Source organism: Escherichia sp. 20412-1 (genome assembly GCF_003027595.1).
Taxonomy (GTDB): domain Bacteria; phylum Pseudomonadota; class Gammaproteobacteria; order Enterobacterales; family Enterobacteriaceae; genus Escherichia; species Escherichia marmotae.
Genome location: NZ_PYQM01000002.1, coordinates 268,719 through 288,916, shown reverse-complemented (window position 1 = coordinate 288,916; position 20,198 = coordinate 268,719). Strand labels below are relative to the sequence as shown.

Below are 20,198 nucleotides of genomic sequence, written 5' to 3'. Positions count from 1 at the left end.
AATTAAACTTCGTAATGAATTACGTGTTCACTCTTGAGACTTGGTATTCATTTAGCGTCTTGCGACGTTAAGAATCCGTATCTTCGAGTGCCCACACAGATTGTCTGATAAATTGTTAAAGAGCAGTTGCGACGCGGCTTTCAGCTCACTGTCGCGAGGTGGCGTATATTACGCTTTCCTCTTTCAGAGTCAACCCTGAATTTCAGGATTTTTTCTCTTCAACCGAACCGGCTGTTTGTGTGAAGTGATTCACATCCGCCGTGTCGATGGAGGCGCATTATAGGGAGTCGTTTCAGGAAGACAAGCGGAAAAATGCATTTTTATTTCAACCGCTCATCTTTTAATCGTTACGCCGATTTTTGCTGCTTTTTTATCGCTTGCGGCAGGTCTGCCAGGCTATTTAACACCCAATCCGCTGCATTTTCAGCTTCAGGGGTAACAGGTTTCCCCGTACGCACCAGCACTTTTGTTCCCACGTTCGCCGCAGCCGCTGCCTGCATATCTTCTAATTTATCGCCCACCATATAAGAAGCGGCCATATCAATATGCAAATAATCGCGTGCTGACAAAAGCATTCCTGGATGTGGTTTACGGCAATCGCAGACCTGGCGAAACTCTTCAACACTGCCCTGCGGATGATGCGGGCAATAATAGATGCCATCCAGATCGACATCACGGTCCGCCAGCGACCAGTCCATCCACTCGGTCAGCGTTTCAAACTGCGCTTCAGTAAATTTGCCGCGCGCAATACCAGACTGGTTCGTTACCACCACCAGCGCAAAGCCCATTTTTTTAAGCTCACGCATGGCGTCAATGACACCGTCGATAAATTCAAAGTTATCGATCTCATGGACATAGCCGTGATCGACATTAATGGTGCCGTCACGGTCAAGAAAAATTGCGGGTACGCTCTTCGCCACCTTTTATAGCTCCTTAATAAGGCATGTGCCGCTAGTATCGCATGTTTCGACCTGCAAGAAAGTGCTCTTCGTATAAACCTGATTGATTTAGACGTCTGGATGCCTTAACATCCATTTCATTGACGGCTTTGACCGTATCAGGCAGTCGAAATGCCACGACTAACTTAATGACGATAATAAATAATCAATGATAAAACTTTCGAATATCACCAAAGTGTTCCACCAGGGCACCCGCACTATCCAGGCGTTAAACAACGTCAGTCTGCATGTGCCAGCCGGACAAATTTATGGCGTTATCGGTGCCTCTGGCGCGGGTAAGAGTACGCTTATCCGTTGTGTAAACCTGCTGGAGCGCCCAACCGAGGGTAGCGTTCTGGTCGATGGCCAGGAACTGACCACGCTGTCAGAATCCGAGTTGACCAAAGCGCGCCGTCATATTGGCATGATTTTCCAGCACTTTAACCTGCTCTCTTCGCGTACTGTTTTTGGTAACGTGGCACTGCCGCTGGAGCTGGACAACACGCCAAAAGAGGAGATCAAACGTCGCGTGACGGAATTACTGGCGCTGGTTGGTCTTGGCGACAAACATGATAGCTACCCGTCGAATCTTTCCGGTGGGCAGAAACAGCGTGTGGCGATTGCTCGCGCATTAGCCAGCAATCCCAAAGTGTTGCTGTGCGATGAGGCCACCAGCGCACTGGACCCGGCAACCACGCGTTCTATTCTCGAACTGCTGAAAGACATCAACCGCCGTCTGGGTTTGACGATTCTGTTAATCACCCACGAAATGGACGTTGTGAAGCGTATTTGTGATTGCGTGGCGGTTATCAGCAATGGTGAGTTGATCGAGCAAGACACAGTAAGTGAAGTGTTCTCGCATCCGAAAACGCCGCTGGCACAGAAATTTATTCAGTCGACCCTGCATCTGGATATCCCGGAAGATTATCAGGAACGTCTGCAAGCGGAGCCGTTCACTGATTGTGTCCCCATGCTGCGCCTGGAGTTTACCGGTCAGTCAGTAGATGCCCCGTTGCTTTCTGAAACCGCACGTCGTTTCAACGTTAATAACAACATTATTAGCGCGCAGATGGATTACGCCGGAGGCGTTAAGTTCGGCATCATGCTGACCGAAATGCACGGTACACAACAAGATACGCAAGCCGCCATTGCCTGGCTGCAAGAACACCATGTAAAAGTAGAGGTACTGGGTTATGTCTGAGCCGATGATGTGGTTGCTGGTTCGTGGCGTATGGGAAACGCTGGCAATGACCTTCGTATCCGGTTTTTTCGGTTTTGTGATTGGTCTGCCGGTTGGCGTCCTGCTTTATGTCACACGTCCGGGGCAAATTATTGCTAACGCGAAGTTGTATCGTACCGTATCTGCGATTGTGAACATTTTCCGTTCCATTCCGTTCATTATTTTACTGGTATGGATGATTCCGTTTACTCGCATTATTGTCGGCACATCGATTGGTTTGCAGGCGGCGATTGTTCCGCTGACAGTTGGCGCAGCACCGTTTATTGCCCGTATGGTCGAAAACGCCCTGCTGGAGATCCCAACCGGGTTGATTGAAGCCTCCCGCGCAATGGGTGCCACACCGATGCAGATCGTGCGCAAAGTGCTGTTACCAGAGGCGTTGCCGGGTCTGGTAAATGCCGCAACTATCACCCTGATTACTCTGGTCGGTTATTCCGCGATGGGTGGTGCAGTCGGAGCCGGTGGTTTGGGTCAGATTGGCTATCAATATGGTTACATCGGCTATAACGCAACGGTGATGAATACGGTGCTGGTATTGCTGGTCATTCTGGTTTATTTAATTCAGTTCGCAGGCGATCGCATCGTCCGGGCTGTCACTCGCAAGTAACGTTCAACACAACATAAATAATTGAAGAAGGAATAAGGTATGGCGTTCAAACTCAAAACCTTTGCGGCAGTGGGAGCCCTGATTGGATCACTGGCACTGGTAGGCTGCGGTCAGGATGAAAAAGATCCAAACCACATTAAAGTCGGCGTGATTGTCGGTGCCGAACAGCAAGTTGCAGAAGTCGCGCAGAAAGTTGCGAAAGACAAATATGGCCTGGACGTTGAGCTGGTCACCTTCAACGACTACGTGCTACCGAACGAAGCATTAAGCAAAGGCGATATCGACGCCAACGCCTTCCAGCACAAACCGTACCTCGATCAGCAACTGAAGGATCGTGGCTACAAACTGGTTGCAGTAGGTAATACTTTTGTTTATCCGATTGCCGGTTATTCCAAGAAAATCAAATCACTGGATGAACTACCCAATGAAGCACAGGTTGCCGTACCGAATGATCCGACTAACCTCGGCCGTTCACTGCTGCTGCTGCAAAAAGTGGGGTTGATCAAGCTGAAAGATGGCGTAGGTCTGCTGCCGACCGTGCTTGATGTGGTTGAGAATCCTAAAAATCTGAAAATTGTTGAGCTGGAAGCACCGCAATTGCCACGTTCCCTGGATGATGCACAGATTGCTCTGGCGGTTATCAACACCACCTATGCCAGCCAGATTGGCCTGACTCCGGCGAAAGACGGTATCTTCGTGGAAGACAAAGAGTCTCCTTACGTAAACCTGATCGTGACCCGTGAAGATAACAAAGACGCGGAAAACGTGAAGAAATTCGTCCAGGCTTATCAGTCTGATGAAGTTTATGAAGCGGCAAATAAAGTGTTTAACGGCGGTGCGGTTAAAGGCTGGTAATTTTTAGGCTGTTTCCACAATTTGTAATATCATTCAGGACGGGCGCTTGCCCGTCTTGTCATTTTTACAAGCGCCTGATTCAATATTGACGTTTTGATCATACATTGAGGAAATACTATGCGTGCTTTACCGATCTGTTTATTAGCACTCATGCTAAGCGGCTGTTCTATGTTAAGCAGATCCCCTGTCGAATCCGTTCAAAGCACTGCACCCCAGCCGAAAGCGGAGCCTGCAAAACCGAAAGCGCCGCGCGCCACGCCGGTCCGAATTTATACCAATGCTGAAGAATTAGTCGGCAAACCGTTCCGCGATCTCGGTGAAGTCAGTGGCGACTCTTGCCAGGCCTCTAATCAGGATTCTCCACCGAGCATCCCAACCGCACGTAAGCGGATGCAAATCAATGCCTCCAAAATGAAAGCCAATGCGGTATTACTGCATAGCTGTGAAGTCACCAGCGGTACGCCAGGCTGCTATCGTCAGGCTGTGTGCATCGGTTCAGCGCTTAACATTACGGCGAAATGAGCAGTTTCCAGTTTGAGCAAATAGGTGTTATTCGCTCACCCTATAAAGAAAAATTCGCCGTTCCGCGCCAGCCTGGGCTGGTAAAAAGCGCCAACGGAGAACTGCACCTTATTGCTCCTTACAACCAGGCCGATGTCGTACGCGGCCTGGAAGCGTTCAGCCATTTATGGATCCTTTTCGTCTTTCATCAAACGATGGAAGGTGGCTGGCGCCCGACTGTGCGTCCGCCTCGTCTCGGCGGTAACGCCAGAATGGGCGTTTTCGCCACGCGTTCTACTTTTCGCCCTAACCCGATTGGGATGTCACTGGTAGAGCTGAAAGAGGTTGTTTGCCATAAAGATAACGTGATTCTGAAGCTCGGCGGTCTGGATCTGGTCGATGGTACGCCGGTGGTAGATATAAAACCTTACCTCCCCTTTGCCGAATCGCTTCCCGATGCCAGCGCCAGCTATGCGCAAAGCGCGCCAGTAGCAGAGATGGCGGTGAGATTTACCGCAGACGTCGAAAAGCAACTTTTGACGCTGGAGAAGCGTTATCCGCAGTTAACGCTGTTTATCCGCGAAGTACTGGCGCAGGACCCGCGCCCGGCCTATCGTAAAGGTGAAGACACAGGTAAAACCTATGCCGTCTGGCTGCATGATTTTAACGTCCGCTGGCGAGTCACCGAGACTGGTTTTGAAGTCTTTGCGCTGGAAGCGCGTTAAATTCACGCCCTTCTCTTTTGACATTTCTTCTGCACTGGTAAACTAAATCACTTTTTTTGTCCCAGGCTCGCCTTGAGCCTGTTCTACCTTCCAACTGGAACCGTAACAACATGCGTACTAGCCAATACCTGCTCTCCACTCTCAAGGAGACACCTGCCGACGCCGAGGTGATCAGCCATCAACTGATGCTACGCGCCGGGATGATCCGCAAGCTGGCCTCCGGGTTATATACCTGGCTGCCGACCGGCGTGCGCGTTCTGAAAAAAGTCGAAAACATCGTGCGTGAAGAGATGAACAACGCCGGTGCGATCGAGGTGTCGATGCCAGTGGTTCAGCCAGCCGATCTGTGGCAAGAGAGTGGTCGTTGGGAACAGTACGGTCCGGAACTGCTGCGTTTTGTTGACCGTGGCGAGCGTCCGTTCGTACTCGGCCCAACTCATGAAGAAGTTATTACCGACCTGATTCGTAATGAGCTGAGTTCTTACAAACAGTTACCGCTGAACTTCTATCAGATCCAGACCAAGTTCCGTGATGAAGTTCGTCCACGTTTCGGCGTCATGCGTTCCCGCGAATTCCTGATGAAAGATGCTTACTCTTTCCACACTTCTCAGGAATCCTTGCAGGAAACCTACGATGCAATGTATGCGGCCTACAGCAAAATCTTCAGCCGTATGGGGCTGGATTTCCGCGCCGTACAGGCCGACACCGGTTCTATCGGCGGCAGCGCCTCTCACGAATTCCAGGTGCTGGCACAGAGCGGTGAAGACGATGTGGTCTTCTCCGACACCTCTGACTACGCAGCTAACATTGAACTGGCAGAAGCTATCGCGCCGAAAGAACCGCGCGCTGCTGCAACTCAGGAAATGACGCTGGTTGATACACCGAACGCGAAAACCATCGCTGAACTGGTTGAACAGTTCAATCTGCCGATTGAAAAAACCGTTAAAACACTGCTGGTTAAAGCTGTTGAAGGCAGCAGCTTCCCGCTGGTTGCGCTGCTGGTGCGCGGTGACCACGAACTGAACGAAGTAAAAGCGGAGAAACTGCCGCAGGTTGCCAGCCCACTGACTTTCGCAACCGAAGAAGAAATTCGTGCCGTCGTTAAAGCAGGCCCGGGTTCACTGGGTCCGGTAAACATGCCGATTCCGGTTGTAATTGACCGTACCGTTGCGGCGATGAGTGATTTTGCTGCCGGTGCTAACATCGACGGTAAACACTACTTTGGTATCAACTGGGATCGCGATGTCGCAACCCCGGAAGTTGCTGACATCCGTAACGTAGTGGCTGGCGATCCAAGCCCGGATGGTCAGGGTACGCTGCTGATCAAACGCGGTATCGAAGTCGGTCACATCTTCCAGTTGGGTACTAAGTATTCTGAAGCTCTGAAAGCCTCCGTACAGGGCGAAGATGGCCGCAACCAGATCCTGACTATGGGTTGCTACGGTATTGGGGTTACGCGTGTAGTGGCTGCGGCGATTGAGCAAAACTACGACGAGCGCGGCATCGTATGGCCTGACGCGATCGCACCGTTCCAGGTAGCTATTCTGCCGATGAACATGCACAAATCCTTCCGCGTACAAGAACTGGCCGAGAAACTTTACAGCGAACTGCGTGCGCAGGGAATCGAAGTCCTGCTGGATGACCGTAAAGAACGTCCGGGCGTGATGTTTGCCGATATGGAACTGATCGGTATTCCACACACTATCGTGCTGGGCGACCGTAACCTCGACAACGACGATATCGAATACAAATACCGTCGTAACGGCGAGAAGCAATTAATTAAGACCGGTGACATCGTCGATTATCTGGTGAAACAGATTAAAGGCTGATGCCAGAAAGGGTCCTGAATTTCAGGACCCTTTTTTACATGGATTGTATAAAATGAATAAACCAAAGGCGTACTGTCGTCTGCTTCTCCCTTGCTTTCTTTTACTTTCGGCCTGTACCGTTGATATTAGTCAGCCAGACTCATCAGCCACAGCGGTAGATGCCGAGGCGAAAACATGGGCAGTCAAATTCCAGCATCAAAGCTCTTTTACCGAACAATCAATAACTGAAATAACTGAATCTGACCTCAAGCCCGGCGATTTGCTGTTCTCCTCAAGCCTTGGGATAACCTCATTCGGTATCCGCGTCTTCAGCACTTCCTCGGTGAGTCACGTTGCCATCTATTTAGGTGATAATAACGTCGCAGAAGCGACAGGCGCTGGCGTCCAGATTGTTTCCCTGAAAAAAGCCATGAAGCATAGTGATAAGCTTTTCGTCTTACGAGCCCCGGATCTTACCCCGCAACAAGCCACAGATATCACCGCGTTCGCCAACAAAATCAAAGATAGCGGGTATAACTATCGCGGCATTATCGAATTTATTCCGTTTATGGTGACCCGCCAGATGTGCTCACTGAATCCTTTTTCCGCAGATTTCCGCCAACAGTGCGTCAGCGGCCTGGCGAAAGCGCAGTTAAGCAGTGTTGGCGAGGGGGACAAAAAATCGTGGTTTTGTTCGGAATTTGTCACGGATGCATTTGCCAAAGCCGGGCATCCGCTTACGCTGGCGCAGTCAGGTTGGATTAGTCCTGCCGATCTGATACATATGCGTGCTGGCGATGTCTCTGCGTTTAAGCCAGAAGCACAGTTACAGTATGTTGGGCATCTGAAACCAGGGATTTATATCAAAACGGGTCGCTTCGTTGGACTGACCCGGTGATAAAAGCCAGTCTCAGAGTGTTTATGCCGGATGTGGATTAAACGTTTGATCACTCCTAAGGAATGGGGGTGTTTTGTAGGCATGATAAGACGCGCCAGCGTCGCATCAGGCGTTGTGCACAGAATGCCTGATGCGGTGTGAACATCTTATTCGACCTACAAAATCGTGCTAATTCAAAACATTGCAATCTACTCTGTAGGCCTGATAAGCGTAGCGCATCAGGCAATTTTGCGTTTGTTTCTGCCACAAGCAGGTTTACTGCCCCAAACTACTGCAATCCTGGTTCGGGAAAAATTTACCAGCCGTATCGGGCGCTAATACCTTAGTCGGTGCCCCGATATCCGGATTAGCCTCAAGCGTAAAGTGACCTTCTACTGACAGCAGCACCGGTTTTTCACTGCTGCCGCGAGCAGCCAGATAGCCTCGTTCCAGCTCTGCGTTATTTGCCACCGCGAATCGTTTTCCGGTCGCACAATCAGTAAAAGTTGCTGCGTCAGCCATATAAAAATACATGCCACGCATGGTCATCGGCGTCATGGGCAAGCTGGATTTTGCCGGTTCCAGTGTGTAGTTGAACTGCGATTCAATCGGATTACCTTCACGATCGAGCATCTCCAGCGCATCACCTTTTGCCCGATAATATGACTTTTCGCCTTTAGTGTCGGTTAATACAAGTTTGTCTGCGGTTCTCGCCCATGTACCGTAGGAAGCAAAAGATGAAGGCTCTTCACGAGCGCCCAGATAGCGCTCACTCATTACCCAGGTTCCATCTTTTTCGAGAAACAAAGAGGTTTCGATCCCTTCACAATCAGCACACGGCAGCACACCACGCCAGCTTTGCGGCATCGGTTTCAGCTCGGCGGCCTGCGCTGGGGAAAGCATATCTACTTCGGCCCGATTATTACATCCCATTAGAGTAAAGAGACTGATTACAGTCATCGCTGCTACTATCGCTTTTCTCACCATCAATTCCTTCTTTTTATTCCCGACCGCTGCGCACTTTGCCACGCAACGCCTTCACGGTTGATTTTTGTGCTTTCGATACCAGCCTGCGCTCTTTCGATGCACGGGTAGGTCGCGTCGGTCGTCGGGATTTTTGTACCGTTGTTAATTCTTTAATCACTGCCACCAGTCGGGCCAGCGCCGCTTCGCGGTTCAGTTCCTGGCTGCGGTATTCCTGAGCCTTAATGACAATCACACCATCACTACTAATCAGGTGATGGCTGGCGGCGAGCAGGCGCTCTTTGTAATACTCTGGCAGGCTGGAGGCCCGAATGTCAAAACGCAGATGAATAGCCGTTGAGGTCTTATTGACATGCTGCCCGCCCGCCCCCTGAGCACGAATGGCGGTGATCTCAAGCTCGCCATCGGGGATAGCAACATGTCGGGAAATCACAATCATGACGGTTGTTGCCAGACAGTTAAGTTTACTTCCAGATTATTCTTATCATCCGATAACCAGATAATGCCGTCCTGAATCGTTGCCTGTAGTGTCATGGTGCGATCGGCAAAGGCACTCACTTTTGCCAGTTGCTCGTCGTCCAGATACCAGACGGAAAGATTGGCAAACTGCGCGCATTTGTTCTGATTTTGCTGCCACCAGATCTGCGCCGCCCGACTATTATAGGCAAACAGCGCCACTTCCGCGGCCTGGGTGCAGGCTTTCTTAATTCGCCGCTCGTCCGGCAGCCCCAGTTCAATCCACAAATCAATACCTAAATGATCATTACGCAGCCACGCTTCCGGCTCGTCATCGGCACACAAACCACGGGTAAATTGCAGACGTTCATCGGCATATTTCAGCCATGCCAGAAGGCGCAGCATCATGCGCTCCTGAGTTTCTGAAGGGTGGCGCGCCAGCGTCAGAGAGGCATCGAGAAACTGGTTGCGGTCAAGATCGGCCACATTAACCGTCGCTTTATAAATTGTCGCTTTAAGCGCCATAAGAAAACTCCTTTCGAATCAGGAGGCCATTGTAACGGAATACGTGCAGTTGCGGCGCTGATATTGCAGAAATGAGTGTGGTATAGTCACCTTGCGAAACAGGGTTTATCTTCGTAGGCTTAGACTTGCATCCACGGTTAAGTCAGAGTGCTGACAGGAGGGCATGTGGAAAAATATTGTGAGTTAATACGCAAGCGGTACGCGGAAATCGCCAGCGGAGACTTAGGATACGTTCCGGACGCGCTGGGCTGCGTTTTGAAAGTGCTGAATGAAATGGCTGCCGACGATGCCCTTTCAGAGGCTGTCAGGGAAAAAGCAGCATACGCTGCGGCAAACTTACTGGTGAGCGATTATGTCAATGAATGATACGTATCAACCTATCAATTGTGATGATTACGATAATCTTGAGCTCGCCTGCCAGCATCACCTGTTGCTGACGCTGGAGCTGAAAGATGGCGAAAAATTGCAGGGCAAAGCCAATGATTTAGTGTCCCGCAAAAATGTGGAATATCTGGTCGTCGATGTCGCTGGCGAAACCCGCGAGTTGCGCCTGGATAAAATTACCAGCTTTAGCCATCCGGAAATCGGTACGGTAGTGGTAAGTGAGTCCTGATTCACTTTTGCCGGATGCGACGCATAGCGCGTCTTATCCGGCTACGCTGAACTAACTATTTCTCTGCCAGAAAAAACTTACACCAGCCTCATCTTCAGCAAAGCCTTCACGTGTAACAAAAATTCCCGCTGCCGCAATCAACGTTTCGCCATAAAACAGCAGTGGCGTAGTATCACGCAGCCACGGCGGCACGCCCAGTTCCTGCCAGATTTTCTTTAACTTACGTCCACCGTTGCGCCCGACAATGTGCAGCAATCCCGACGCCTTAAAACGAACGCTAACCGCTTCGTCAGCACGCGGAGGACGAATATCTCCTCCCGCAGTAAACTGCACACTTCCCAGATCAGCCGGTAATTCCAGCGGCTGTTGCCACGCCAGCCACGGCACAATGGTTTCGCTTTGCCCGGCAACGGATTTAATCCACCACAGTTGCGACAGATAGCGACGGATTTCAAACGCGCCAAAGCGCAAACAGGGGGAAGCATCTTCCCGCGCCAGTGCAACTTCTTGCCAAATCCGTACCAGCGCATCGCGGGAAGGCATCGGCGCATTCAGCCCAGCCAGCCAGCGGCGGATAATCGCCGCGCGGCGGACATCGCTCATCGCCATCATTGGCGCAATCTGTAGCGTTCCCTGCGACGTTTGGCAGTGCGCTAAATCATCCGCCAGCAGTTCATCCAACAGGCTCTCTTGTTCAGCGCAAAGCGTGGCGCTGCGTGCCGTTGCTTCGGCAAAATGCGGCCAACGCTGCTGTAATAACGGCACCACGTGCAGGCGCAGGAAGTTACGATCGTAGCTATCGTCCTGATTACTTTCGTCTTCAATCCAGCGTAAGCCACGTTTATGTGCCCACTGCTCCAGCTCTCCACGTGTGCGAGTGAGCAACGGGCGGATAAGCCGGGTTCCGGCAAAATCAGATACTTCTCCCATAGCGGAAAGCCCGGCAGGGCCACTGCCACGTTTTAACGCCAGCAAAAAGGTTTCACATTGATCGTTAAGATGTTGTGCAGTGACCAGAACTTCTCCGGGTAACAGCGTTCGGGCAAATGCCTGATAACGCGCCTGCCGTGCCTGGGCCTCAATGCCTAACCCCTCTTGCGCAAGCTGCACGCGCTCAACCACCAGCGGCACCTGCCACTGCTGGCAGATATTTTCACAATGCACGACCCAGGCATCAGCATTAGCACTTAAACCGTGATGCACATGGATAGCGCGTAACGTGACGTCCGGATTTTCAGCCCGCCACTGCACCAGTTGATGCAGTAAAACGGTGGAGTCCAGTCCGCCACTAAAGGCCACCAGAATCTGGCGTGAGGCGAGAAGTTGAGTATTCAGCGTGAGTGTCATGATAGTGCGAATCTACAATAGAGATGCCCGGCACGTTACCGGGCAAATGCGGCGATGACAAGCCTTACTGCTCATACAGTTCCAGTGGCAGCCCGTCAGGATCGTTAAAGAACGTAAAGCGTTTTTGCGTATACGGGTCGACACGTATCGCTTCACATTTCACATTATGGCTCTCAAGGTGCGCCACTGCCGTATCAATATCATCAACGCTAAATGCCAGATGGCGCAGGCCGCAGGCTTCCGGTCGGCTGGGGCGCTCCGGTGGGAATGGAAATGAGAAAAGCTCAATCACGTACTGCCCGTTAAGCGCCAAATCCCCTTTCCACGAATCACGCGCTTCGCGATAAACTTCGCTTTGCAGCGTGAAGCCGAGAATATCGCAGTAGAAGGCTTTGCTCACCGCATAATCCGTCGCAATAATCGCAATATGGTGAACCTGTTTTAAACCCAACATAGAATCTCCTGCATTGATATGATACGCACGTGCATCGCTATATATTGATAATACGCACAAATTACAGGAAAGATGAATCAGACATTTATACTCGTCATACTTTAAGTTGCATGTGCTGCGTCTGCGTTCGCTCACACCAGTCACTTACTTATATAAGCTCCTGGTGATTCACTCGCTTGTCGCCTTCCTACAACTCGAATTATTTAGAGTATACTCTGATTTTAAAACAACATCTCAAACGCCTGTAATAGCGGTTGAGATGCGGTTTGGTGAAGCGTTTTGTGGGGGATTACTCTGCACTATTCTTGCTAACACTCTCGGCAATGCGGCGCAAATATTCGTTATTCTTAAACGCTATCATAATTAATTCGAAAGTCATACGACAGCTTATAAGGCCAATGACGGTATAAGCTACCCCTAAGATAATGTTTCCGCTAAATATGGAGAAGACACCGCCTATCAGTGTCAGCACCATAGCCAGCCAGTAAAAAAACACCAGAACACGCGGCATAAGAAGATGATCGAATCCTAAAATTGCTTTCATATTTTATCCTTAAAAATTCTATGAGATTGATAAATTTATATTATTTTTGACCACTGTGTATATTTGTATATGCCTCCGAAATCGGAGTTATCAACATGAGTTCAAGAATTTTATGGCAGGGGAAAACGAAAGAAAGATTATCTAAATGTATTTATAATATGACTAAATAAACTACATAGAAAAAAAGGCCACCGAAGTGACCCTTTTCAGAAAATTTGCTGATTACGCGTAACCGTAGCTCATCAGTCGCTGATAACGACGATTTTTTAAATCCTCAGTGCTTAACACGTCGAGATCGGCCAGATCCGCCAGCAGTTGCGCTTTCAGAGACGCAGCCATCGCTTCCGGGTTACGGTGAGCGCCGCCCAGCGGTTCCGGGATGATGGAGTCAATCAGTTTCAGTTCTTTCAGACGCGGAGCGATGATGCCCATCGCTTCAGCCGCCAGCGGGGCCTTGTCTGCGCTCTTCCAGAGGATAGAGGCACAACCTTCCGGCGAGATAACGGAATAGGTGCTGTATTGCAGCATATTCACTTTATCGCCCACGCCAATGGCCAGCGCACCGCCAGAACCACCTTCACCGATAACCGTACAAACGACCGGTACGCCGAGGCGAGACATTTCACGCAGGTTACGCGCGATGGCTTCAGACTGACCACGTTCTTCTGCGCCCACACCCGGATAAGCCCCAGGGGTGTCGATAAAGGTGATGATTGGCATCTTAAAGCGTTCAGCCATTTGCATCAGACGCAGTGCTTTGCGGTAACCTTCTGGCGCTGGCATACCAAAGTTACGACGAATTTTCTCTTTGGTTTCACGGCCTTTCTGATGACCAATGATCATCACCGGACGACCGTCAAGACGGGCGATACCACCGACGATAGCTTTGTCATCTGCATACGCGCGGTCGCCTGCCAGTTCGTCAAATTCATCAAATGCCAGGCGAACGTAATCCAGGGTATAAGGGCGCTGTGGATGGCGTGCCAGTTGGGCAATCTGCCATGCACCGAGATCGGCGAAGATTTTACGCGTCAGTTCTACGCTTTTTTCACGCAGACGATGCACTTCTTCATCGATGTTAATATCCAGTTTCTCATCCTGGCGGCTAACCGCAGTCAGAGAATCGATTTTCGCTTCCAGCTCTGCAATCGGCTGTTCAAAATCAAGGAAATTCAGACTCATAGTATTCCTGTATTAGTCAAACTCCAGTTCCACCTGCTCCGAACCAATGAGGCCACGGAGATCGTTTAACAAACGATCGCTCGGAGAGACACGCCACGTCGCGCCAAAACGCAACCGTGCACGTGCATCCGCCCTCTGATAGTAGAGATGTACTGGAATTGTCCCAGAGCGGTGGGGTTCCAGAGACTGACGGAGTCGGTTTAAAAGCTGGTCATCAATTTGCCTGTCCGTCAGCGAGATAGCAAGCCCGCGAGCATATTTTTCCCGGGCTTCGTCAATATCCATCACTTCGCGAGCGGTCATTTTAAGCCCACCGCTGAAGTCATCAAAGCTGACCTGTCCGCTGACGATAAGTATGCGGTCTTTTTCCAGCAATTGCTGGTATTTATCCAGGGCGTCAGTAAATAACATCACTTCCAGCCGCCCGGAACGGTCATCCAGCGTGCAGATACCGATACGATTGCCGCGCTTGGTGACCATAACCCGCGCGGCAACAACGAGCCCCGCAGCCGTGGTGACTTTACCACGTTCTGTCGGGTGCATGTCTTTCAGCCTTACGCCTCCGACATAACGCTCAATCTCTTTTAAATACTGGTTGATCGGGTGGCCCGTCAGGTACAGACCCAACGTTTCGCGCTCCCCATCTAACACCACCTGCTCCGGCCACGGCTGGCAGCTAGCGTAGGATTGTTCAATTTGTTCCGGCTCTTCTGCCAGCACGCCGAACATATCGGCCTGGCCGATGGCTTCCGCTTTCGCGTGTTGATCTGCCGCTTTTAACGCATCGCCCAGCGAGTTCATTAACGCCGCGCGGTGTGGCCCCAGGCGGTCAAATGCCCCTGACATGATCAGTTTTTCCAGCACCCGCCGGTTCAGTTTTTTGGTGTCGGTACGGGCGCAAAGATCAAACAGTTCGCGGAAGTAGCCACCTTTATTACGGGCTTCGATGATGGCCTCAATTGGCCCTTCACCCACCCCTTTGATAGCGCCAATACCATACACGATTTCCCCGTCATCGTTGACGTGGAAATGGTAAAGACCGGAGTTTATATCTGGCGGCAGGATTTTAAGGCCCATCCGCCAGCACTCATCCACCAGGCCAACCACTTTCTCGGTATTGTCCATATCGGCAGTCATTACCGCCGCCATAAACTCTGCCGGATAGTGCGCTTTCAGCCATAACGTTTGATAAGACACCAAAGCATAGGCCGCAGAGTGCGATTTGTTAAATCCGTAACCCGCGAATTTCTCTACCAGGTCGAAGATTTTCATCGCCAGTTCGGCATTGATGCCGTTCTTTTCTGCACCTTCGGCAAAAACAGAACGCTGCTTGGCCATCTCTTCCGGCTTTTTCTTACCCATCGCACGACGCAGCATATCCGCGCCGCCGAGGGTATAGCCAGAAAGTACCTGGGCAATCTGCATTACCTGTTCCTGATACAGGATAATACCGTAAGTTGGCTCCAGAACCGGTTTCAGGCTTTCATGCTGCCACTGCACGTCTGGGTAGGAGATCTCCTCGCGACCATGTTTACGGTCGATAAAGTTATCCACCATCCCTGATTGCAACGGACCTGGGCGGAACAGCGCCACCAGTGCGATCATATCTTCGAAGCAGTCAGGTTGTAGACGCTTGATCAAATCTTTCATGCCGCGCGATTCAAGCTGGAATACCGCTGTGGTTTCCGAGCGTTGCAGCATGTCGAAACTTTTCTTGTCATCCAGCGGGATCGCGGCGATATCCAGCGGCGGCTCGCCATTTTTCGCCCGCCGCTTGTTGATCATCTCCAGCGCCCAGTTGATGATGGTGAGAGTACGCAGGCCGAGGAAGTCAAACTTCACCAGTCCGGCGTATTCAACGTCGCTTTTATCAAACTGAGTGACCGGATGTTTGCCTTCTTCATCGCAATAAAGCGGCGCAAAATCGGTAATTTTGGTCGGCGCGATAACCACCCCACCGGCGTGTTTACCCGCGTTACGGGTAACCCCTTCCAGTTTACGCGCCATGTCGATCAGCGCCTTAACTTCTTCATCCGCTTCGTAAATTTCTGGCAACTGCGGCTCGGCTTCAAACGCTTTCGCCAGCGTCATCCCCGGATCTGGCGGGATCAGTTTCGAGATACGATCGACAAAGCCATACGGATGCCCCAGCACGCGACCTACGTCGCGGATCACCGCTTTTGCCGCCATCGTACCGAAGGTGATGATCTGCGATACCGCATCGCGACCGTACATGTCCGCCACATGTTCGATAACCTGGTCGCGTTTCTCCATACAGAAGTCAACGTCGAAGTCAGGCATGGAGACACGTTCCGGGTTAAGGAAACGTTCGAACAGCAGGTCGAATTCTAGCGGATCGAGGTCAGTGATTTTCAGCGCGTAGGCCACCAGTGACCCCGCACCGGAACCACGGCCAGGCCCTACCGGTACACCGTTATCCTTCGACCACTGGATAAATTCCATAACGATGAGGAAGTAGCCAGGGAAGCCCATCTGGTTGATAACCTGGAGTTCAGTATCCAGACGCTCGTCATATTCCGGGCGGCGCTTAAGACGTTCTTCTTCGTCAGGGAATAAAAATGCCAGACGCTCTTCCAGACCTTCTTTTGCTCGCTTAACCAGATAATCTTCGGTGCTCATGTCCCCGGTCGGGAACTGCGGCAGGAAGTATTCACCAAGACGCACGGTCACGTTACAACGTTTGGCAATCTCCACGGTGTTAGCAAGAGCTTCCGGGATGTCGGCAAACAGCTCGCACATCTCCTCTTCGCTACGCATATATTGCTGCGGCGAATAGTTACGCGGACGTTTGGGATCGTCGAGGGTAAAGCCGTCGTGGATCGCGACGCGGATTTCGTGCGCGTCGAAATCACTGCTGTCAATAAAGCGCACGTCGTTGGTTGCCACAACAGGCAAACCGCGCCTTTCCGCCAGTTCCACCGCCGCGTGCAAATAGCTTTCTTCATCCGGCCTGCCGGTGCGAATCAATTCGAGAAAATAGCGATCCGGGAAGTGCTCTTCATAAAACGCGACACACTCATCTACCAGTGCGCTGTTACCACGCAAAAGGCTGCGCCCGACGTCGCCCATGCGTCCGCCGGAGAGGAGGATCAACCCTGCGTTTAATTCGATAAGCCAGTCGCGATCGATGATCGGCCCGGCGGCACCATACCCGCGCTGATACGCTTTTGAGATCAGCAACGTCAGATTCTGATAGCCGGTATTGTTCGCCGCCAGCACCGTCAGGTGGGTTAACTCATCACCCAGCAGGTCGCACTGGACATTAAAATCCGCCCCGACGATAGGCTTAATCCCTGCGCCATGTCCCGCTCCGTAGAACTTCACCAGACCGCAAAGGTTGGTGAAATCAGTGATCGCCAGCGCCGGCATCCCCAACGCCGCCGCCTTTTTTACCAGCGGCGCGGTTTTTGCCAGACCATCGATCATCGAGTAGTCGCTGTGCACCCGTAGGTGAACGAAACGTGGTTCAGACATCTTCAGATTCCGGTTTACTTAATCTCGACACAAGAATCAGGACGCAAGTCCCAGTGCGCGTTTGACAGGGCCAAAGCTGCGCCGATGGTGTTCGGTCGCACCGTGTTCAGCCAGTTTTTCCAGATGAAAAGCCGTTGGATACCCTTTGTGTTGGGCAAATCCATATTGTGGGTAAATGATGTCCAGCTCCGCCATTTCAGCATCGCGTGTCACTTTCGCCAGGATAGACGCCGCACTGATTTCCGGCACGCGACTGTCGCCTTTAACAACCGCCATCGATGGCATCGGTAATTTCGGGCAGCGGTTACCATCAATCAACACATATTCCGGCGCAATATGCAGCCCCGCTACGGCACGCTGCATCGCCAGCATGGTTGCGTGTAAAATATTCAGTTCGTCGATTTCATGAGGTTCCGCGCGACCCAGACTCCAGCTTAACGCCTTCTCTTTGATCTCTTCACAGAGCGCCAGACGGCGTTTTTCACTCAGCTTTTTGGAATCATTCAACCCGACAATCGGGCGCGCCGGATCGAGGATCACGGCAGCGGTAACGACCGCACCGACCAACGGCCCGCGCCCAACTTCATCCACACCTGCAACAAGCTGCGTATGCGGATAAACAAATTCGATCATTGTGCTAACTCCAGAACGGCCTGCGCCGCCTGCTCATCGGCATTGCAGCGGATCTGCTGATGCAGCTCGCGGAAAGTGTCGTGCATCGCATGGCTGGTTTTACCATTCGCCAACAGCGGTAACAGCGCCGCAGCCAGTTTTTGCGGCTCACACTCTTCCTGCAATAACTCTTTGACTAACTCTCTGCCCGCCAGCAAATTTGGCAGTGAGACATAATCAGTTTTCACCAGCCGTTTCGCCAGCCAGAAGGTGAAAGGCTTCATACGATAGCCCACCACCATCGGGCATTTCGCCAGCATACACTCCAGTGCTGCCGTGCCCGACGCTAGTAGCGCCGCATCGCTGGCGACCATCGCCTCACGGCCCATCCCATCCAGCAAATGAACCGACAGGTCTGGCGCGACTTCAGCTTTGATGCGTTCAAACTGCTCGCGGCGTTTGGCATTCACCAGCGGCACCACAATCTCAAGATCCGGATATGTCTGGCGCAAAAGCTGGGCCGTTTTCAGGAAATCGGCACTAAGCATTTCGACTTCCGCGCCACGGCTCCCCGGCAGCAACGCCAGGCAGTGGGCATCGTGAGGGATCCCCAACACATCTCGTGCGGCATTTTTATCTGGATCTAACGGCATGGCATCAGCCATTGTGTGGCCGATAAAACGGCACGGCACGTTGTATTTGTCGTAAAACGCTTTTTCGAAAGGCAGAAATGCGAGGACTAAATCAGTGGCTCTGCCTATTTTGAAAACGCGTTTCTGTCGCCACGCCCACACGGACGGACTGACATAATGAATGGTTTTGATACCCTGCTTTTTGAGGTTACCTTCGAGGGTAATATTGAAGTCAGGCGCATCAATGCCAACAAAAACATCTGGCTTCAGTTCGCCAAAACGCTTTGTCAGATCGGCACGAATATGCAGTAAGCGACGCAGACGACCAAGCACTTCAACAATGCCCATCACCGCCAGTTCTTCCATTTCGTACCAGGCTTCGCAGCCTTCAGCCTGCATCCGTGGCCCGGCAACACCGACAAAGCGGGCGTTGGGCACACGTTCTTTCACAGCGCGGATTAAACCGGCCCCCAGGATATCGCCGGAGGTTTCTCCGGCGACCAGGGCAATCGTTAATGGACGCTGTTCAGCCATTAACGAATCAGACCGCGCGTTGAGCGAGCAAAGAAATCGGCAAAGGCTTTCACTTCCGGATGCGTTTCCGCCAGTTCAGCAATTTCCGGTTTCACTTCATCAAGCGTTTTACCGCTGCGATAAATCAGCTTGTACGCATTGCGGATAGCGGTAATCGCCTCACGGCTGAATCCGCGGCGCTTCAGCCCTTCGATATTGACACCGAACGGCGTTGCGTGGTTACCCTGCGCAATGACATAAGGAGGGACGTCCTGTGCCACACCGGAGCAACCGCCAACCATCACATGCGCACCAATGATGCAGAACTGATGGACTGCGGTCATGCCGCCGATGATCGCAAAGTCGTCTACCGATACGTGCCCCGCCAGCGTTGCGTTGTTGGCGAGAATGCAGCGGTTACCTACCGTACAATCGTGCGCAATGTGCGCATTGATCATCAGTAAGTTGTCGCTGCCCACCTTCGTCAATCCACCGCCCTGGACTGTGCCACGATGAATGGTGACGCTTTCGCGAATGCGGTTACGATCGCCAATCTCCACACGGGTCGGTTCGCCAGCATATTTCAGATCCTGGTTAACTTCACCGATGGAGGCGAACTGATAAATCTCATTGTCGCGGCCAATTTTAGTATGACCATTCACGACAACGTGAGATTTCAGTACGGTATTCTCACCAATTTCGACATGGGGTCCAACGATACAAAAAGGACCAATGTGAGCGTTGGCACCAATCGACGCGCCCTCTTCCACAATGGCGGTTGGATGCACAAAGGCGGATTTATCAATCACGTATCAGGCCTCCCGGCTACGAGCACACATCATCGTTGCTTCGCAAACTACCTTACCGTCGACCAGAGCAACCCCTTTAAAACGGGTCAGGCCACGGCGCGTTTTTTCGAAAGTGACTTCCATGATCATTTGATCGCCTGGTACAACCGGGCGCTTGAAGCGCGCTTCATCAATACCGGCGAAGTAGTAAAGTTCACCCGGTTCCAGTTTTCCTACGCTTTTAAACGCCAGAATACCTGTTGCCTGTGCCATAGCTTCCAGAATCAGCACTCCCGGGAAAATCGGTTTTCCAGGGAAATGGCCCTGGAAGAATGGCTCATTGACAGAGACATTTTTAACTGCGCGCAGAAAACGACCTTCTTCAAAATCCAGCACGCGATCCACCAGTAAGAATGGGAAACGGTGCGGTAGAAGTTCTAAAATCTCTTCAATCTGCAGAGTATGAGTGTTAGTAGTCAAGATACTCTTCCTGTCAAAATAT

22 protein-coding genes are annotated in these 20,198 nt (G+C 51.6%); 9 read left to right on the top strand and 13 right to left on the bottom strand.

Annotated features, from left to right (window positions below; all coding sequences use genetic code 11):
- Window positions 1-347: 347 nt before the first annotated feature.
- Window positions 348-920: a D-glycero-beta-D-manno-heptose 1,7-bisphosphate 7-phosphatase gene (gmhB, locus tag C7B16_RS03065; RefSeq protein WP_001140179.1), complete on the bottom strand. Its 573-nt coding sequence runs from the start codon at window positions 918-920 to the stop codon at window positions 348-350.
- 187 nt (window positions 921-1,107) lie between these two features.
- On the opposite strand from gmhB, the gene metN reads away from it, so the two are divergent.
- From metN to C7B16_RS03030, 7 genes are all read left to right on the top strand, one after another.
- Window positions 1,108-2,139, top strand: a complete 1,032-nt coding sequence (gene metN, locus C7B16_RS03060) for a methionine ABC transporter ATP-binding protein MetN (protein WP_000593986.1) — start codon at window positions 1,108-1,110, stop codon at window positions 2,137-2,139.
- Entirely contained in the window at window positions 2,132-2,785 is a 654-nt protein-coding gene (locus C7B16_RS03055) for a methionine ABC transporter permease MetI (RefSeq protein ID WP_001517783.1), read from the top strand. Before metN ends, C7B16_RS03055 begins: the two co-directional genes overlap by 8 nt.
- Before the next feature lie 39 nt (window positions 2,786-2,824).
- Window positions 2,825-3,640, top strand: a complete 816-nt coding sequence (metQ, locus tag C7B16_RS03050) for a methionine ABC transporter substrate-binding lipoprotein MetQ (protein ID WP_000874673.1) — start codon at window positions 2,825-2,827, stop codon at window positions 3,638-3,640.
- A 117-nt stretch (window positions 3,641-3,757) separates the two neighbouring features.
- Complete coding sequence (gene rcsF, locus C7B16_RS03045) at window positions 3,758-4,162, top strand: Rcs stress response system protein RcsF (RefSeq protein WP_001202319.1); 405 nt, start codon at window positions 3,758-3,760, stop codon at window positions 4,160-4,162.
- Window positions 4,159-4,866, top strand: coding sequence for a tRNA (N6-threonylcarbamoyladenosine(37)-N6)-methyltransferase TrmO (gene tsaA, locus C7B16_RS03040; protein ID WP_107179343.1), 708 nt, complete (start codon window positions 4,159-4,161; stop codon window positions 4,864-4,866). The genes rcsF and tsaA overlap by 4 nt, the downstream gene beginning before the upstream one ends.
- Before the next feature lie 110 nt (window positions 4,867-4,976).
- Window positions 4,977-6,695: a proline--tRNA ligase gene (gene proS, locus C7B16_RS03035; RefSeq protein WP_001260711.1), complete on the top strand. Its 1,719-nt coding sequence runs from the start codon at window positions 4,977-4,979 to the stop codon at window positions 6,693-6,695.
- A gap of 52 nt (window positions 6,696-6,747) precedes the next feature.
- Complete coding sequence (locus C7B16_RS03030) at window positions 6,748-7,572, top strand: YaeF family permuted papain-like enzyme (protein ID WP_107179342.1); 825 nt, start codon at window positions 6,748-6,750, stop codon at window positions 7,570-7,572.
- A gap of 255 nt (window positions 7,573-7,827) precedes the next feature.
- On the opposite strand, the gene nlpE is transcribed toward C7B16_RS03030, so the two are convergent.
- The 3 genes from nlpE to C7B16_RS03015 are packed head-to-tail and all read right to left on the bottom strand — an operon-like array spanning window position 7,828 to window position 9,516.
- On the bottom strand, window positions 7,828-8,538 hold the full coding sequence (nlpE, locus tag C7B16_RS03025) for an envelope stress response activation lipoprotein NlpE (RefSeq protein ID WP_107179341.1): 711 nt from the start codon (window positions 8,536-8,538) through the stop codon (window positions 7,828-7,830).
- Window positions 8,539-8,551: 13 nt separating this feature from the next.
- Window positions 8,552-8,974: an alternative ribosome rescue aminoacyl-tRNA hydrolase ArfB gene (arfB, locus tag C7B16_RS03020; protein ID WP_000635552.1), complete on the bottom strand. Its 423-nt coding sequence runs from the start codon at window positions 8,972-8,974 to the stop codon at window positions 8,552-8,554.
- Window positions 8,971-9,516 carry a YaeQ family protein gene (locus C7B16_RS03015; RefSeq protein ID WP_001185278.1) on the bottom strand — a complete coding sequence of 182 codons (546 nt, stop codon included), beginning with the start codon at window positions 9,514-9,516 and terminating at the stop codon, window positions 8,971-8,973. The genes arfB and C7B16_RS03015 overlap by 4 nt, the downstream gene beginning before the upstream one ends.
- Before the next feature lie 165 nt (window positions 9,517-9,681).
- On the opposite strand from C7B16_RS03015, the gene C7B16_RS03010 reads away from it, so the two are divergent.
- Together C7B16_RS03010 and rof are read left to right on the top strand one after the other, a co-directional pair.
- Window positions 9,682-9,882: a YaeP family protein gene (locus tag C7B16_RS03010; protein WP_000417058.1), complete on the top strand. Its 201-nt coding sequence runs from the start codon at window positions 9,682-9,684 to the stop codon at window positions 9,880-9,882.
- Window positions 9,869-10,129 carry a Rho-binding antiterminator gene (rof, locus tag C7B16_RS03005; RefSeq protein ID WP_001517780.1) on the top strand — a complete coding sequence of 87 codons (261 nt, stop codon included), beginning with the start codon at window positions 9,869-9,871 and terminating at the stop codon, window positions 10,127-10,129. The genes C7B16_RS03010 and rof overlap by 14 nt, the downstream gene beginning before the upstream one ends.
- A gap of 51 nt (window positions 10,130-10,180) precedes the next feature.
- Here the strand turns inward: rof and tilS are convergent, their stop codons facing one another.
- The 9 genes from tilS to fabZ all read right to left on the bottom strand — a co-directional run bounded on the left by tilS (window position 10,181) and on the right by fabZ (window position 20,176).
- A complete protein-coding gene (gene tilS, locus C7B16_RS03000; RefSeq protein ID WP_105269568.1) occupies window positions 10,181-11,476 on the bottom strand; it encodes a tRNA lysidine(34) synthetase TilS in 1,296 nt (431 codons plus the stop codon).
- A 64-nt stretch (window positions 11,477-11,540) separates the two neighbouring features.
- On the bottom strand, window positions 11,541-11,930 hold the full coding sequence (locus C7B16_RS02995; protein ID WP_000901101.1) for a VOC family protein: 390 nt from the start codon (window positions 11,928-11,930) through the stop codon (window positions 11,541-11,543).
- Window positions 11,931-12,219: 289 nt separating this feature from the next.
- Entirely contained in the window at window positions 12,220-12,474 is a 255-nt protein-coding gene (locus C7B16_RS02985) for a DUF4282 domain-containing protein (RefSeq protein ID WP_000644312.1), read from the bottom strand.
- 222 nt (window positions 12,475-12,696) lie between these two features.
- On the bottom strand, window positions 12,697-13,656 hold the full coding sequence (accA, locus tag C7B16_RS02980) for an acetyl-CoA carboxylase carboxyl transferase subunit alpha (protein WP_000055741.1): 960 nt from the start codon (window positions 13,654-13,656) through the stop codon (window positions 12,697-12,699).
- Window positions 13,657-13,668: 12 nt separating this feature from the next.
- Window positions 13,669-17,151 (bottom strand): DNA polymerase III subunit alpha, encoded by a 3,483-nt coding sequence (gene dnaE, locus C7B16_RS02975; protein ID WP_016249634.1) that lies wholly within the window; start codon window positions 17,149-17,151, stop codon window positions 13,669-13,671.
- Between the two features lie 36 nt (window positions 17,152-17,187).
- On the bottom strand, window positions 17,188-17,784 hold the full coding sequence (rnhB, locus tag C7B16_RS02970; RefSeq protein ID WP_000569435.1) for a ribonuclease HII: 597 nt from the start codon (window positions 17,782-17,784) through the stop codon (window positions 17,188-17,190).
- Window positions 17,781-18,929 (bottom strand): lipid-A-disaccharide synthase, encoded by a 1,149-nt coding sequence (lpxB, locus tag C7B16_RS02965; RefSeq protein ID WP_107179339.1) that lies wholly within the window; start codon window positions 18,927-18,929, stop codon window positions 17,781-17,783. The genes rnhB and lpxB overlap by 4 nt, the downstream gene beginning before the upstream one ends.
- Complete coding sequence (lpxA, locus tag C7B16_RS02960) at window positions 18,929-19,717, bottom strand: acyl-ACP--UDP-N-acetylglucosamine O-acyltransferase (RefSeq protein ID WP_000565976.1); 789 nt, start codon at window positions 19,715-19,717, stop codon at window positions 18,929-18,931. Before lpxA ends, lpxB begins: the two co-directional genes overlap by 1 nt.
- Before the next feature lie 3 nt (window positions 19,718-19,720).
- Window positions 19,721-20,176, bottom strand: coding sequence for a 3-hydroxyacyl-ACP dehydratase FabZ (gene fabZ, locus C7B16_RS02955; protein WP_000210739.1), 456 nt, complete (start codon window positions 20,174-20,176; stop codon window positions 19,721-19,723).
- Between the last annotated feature and the right edge of the window lie 22 nt (window positions 20,177-20,198).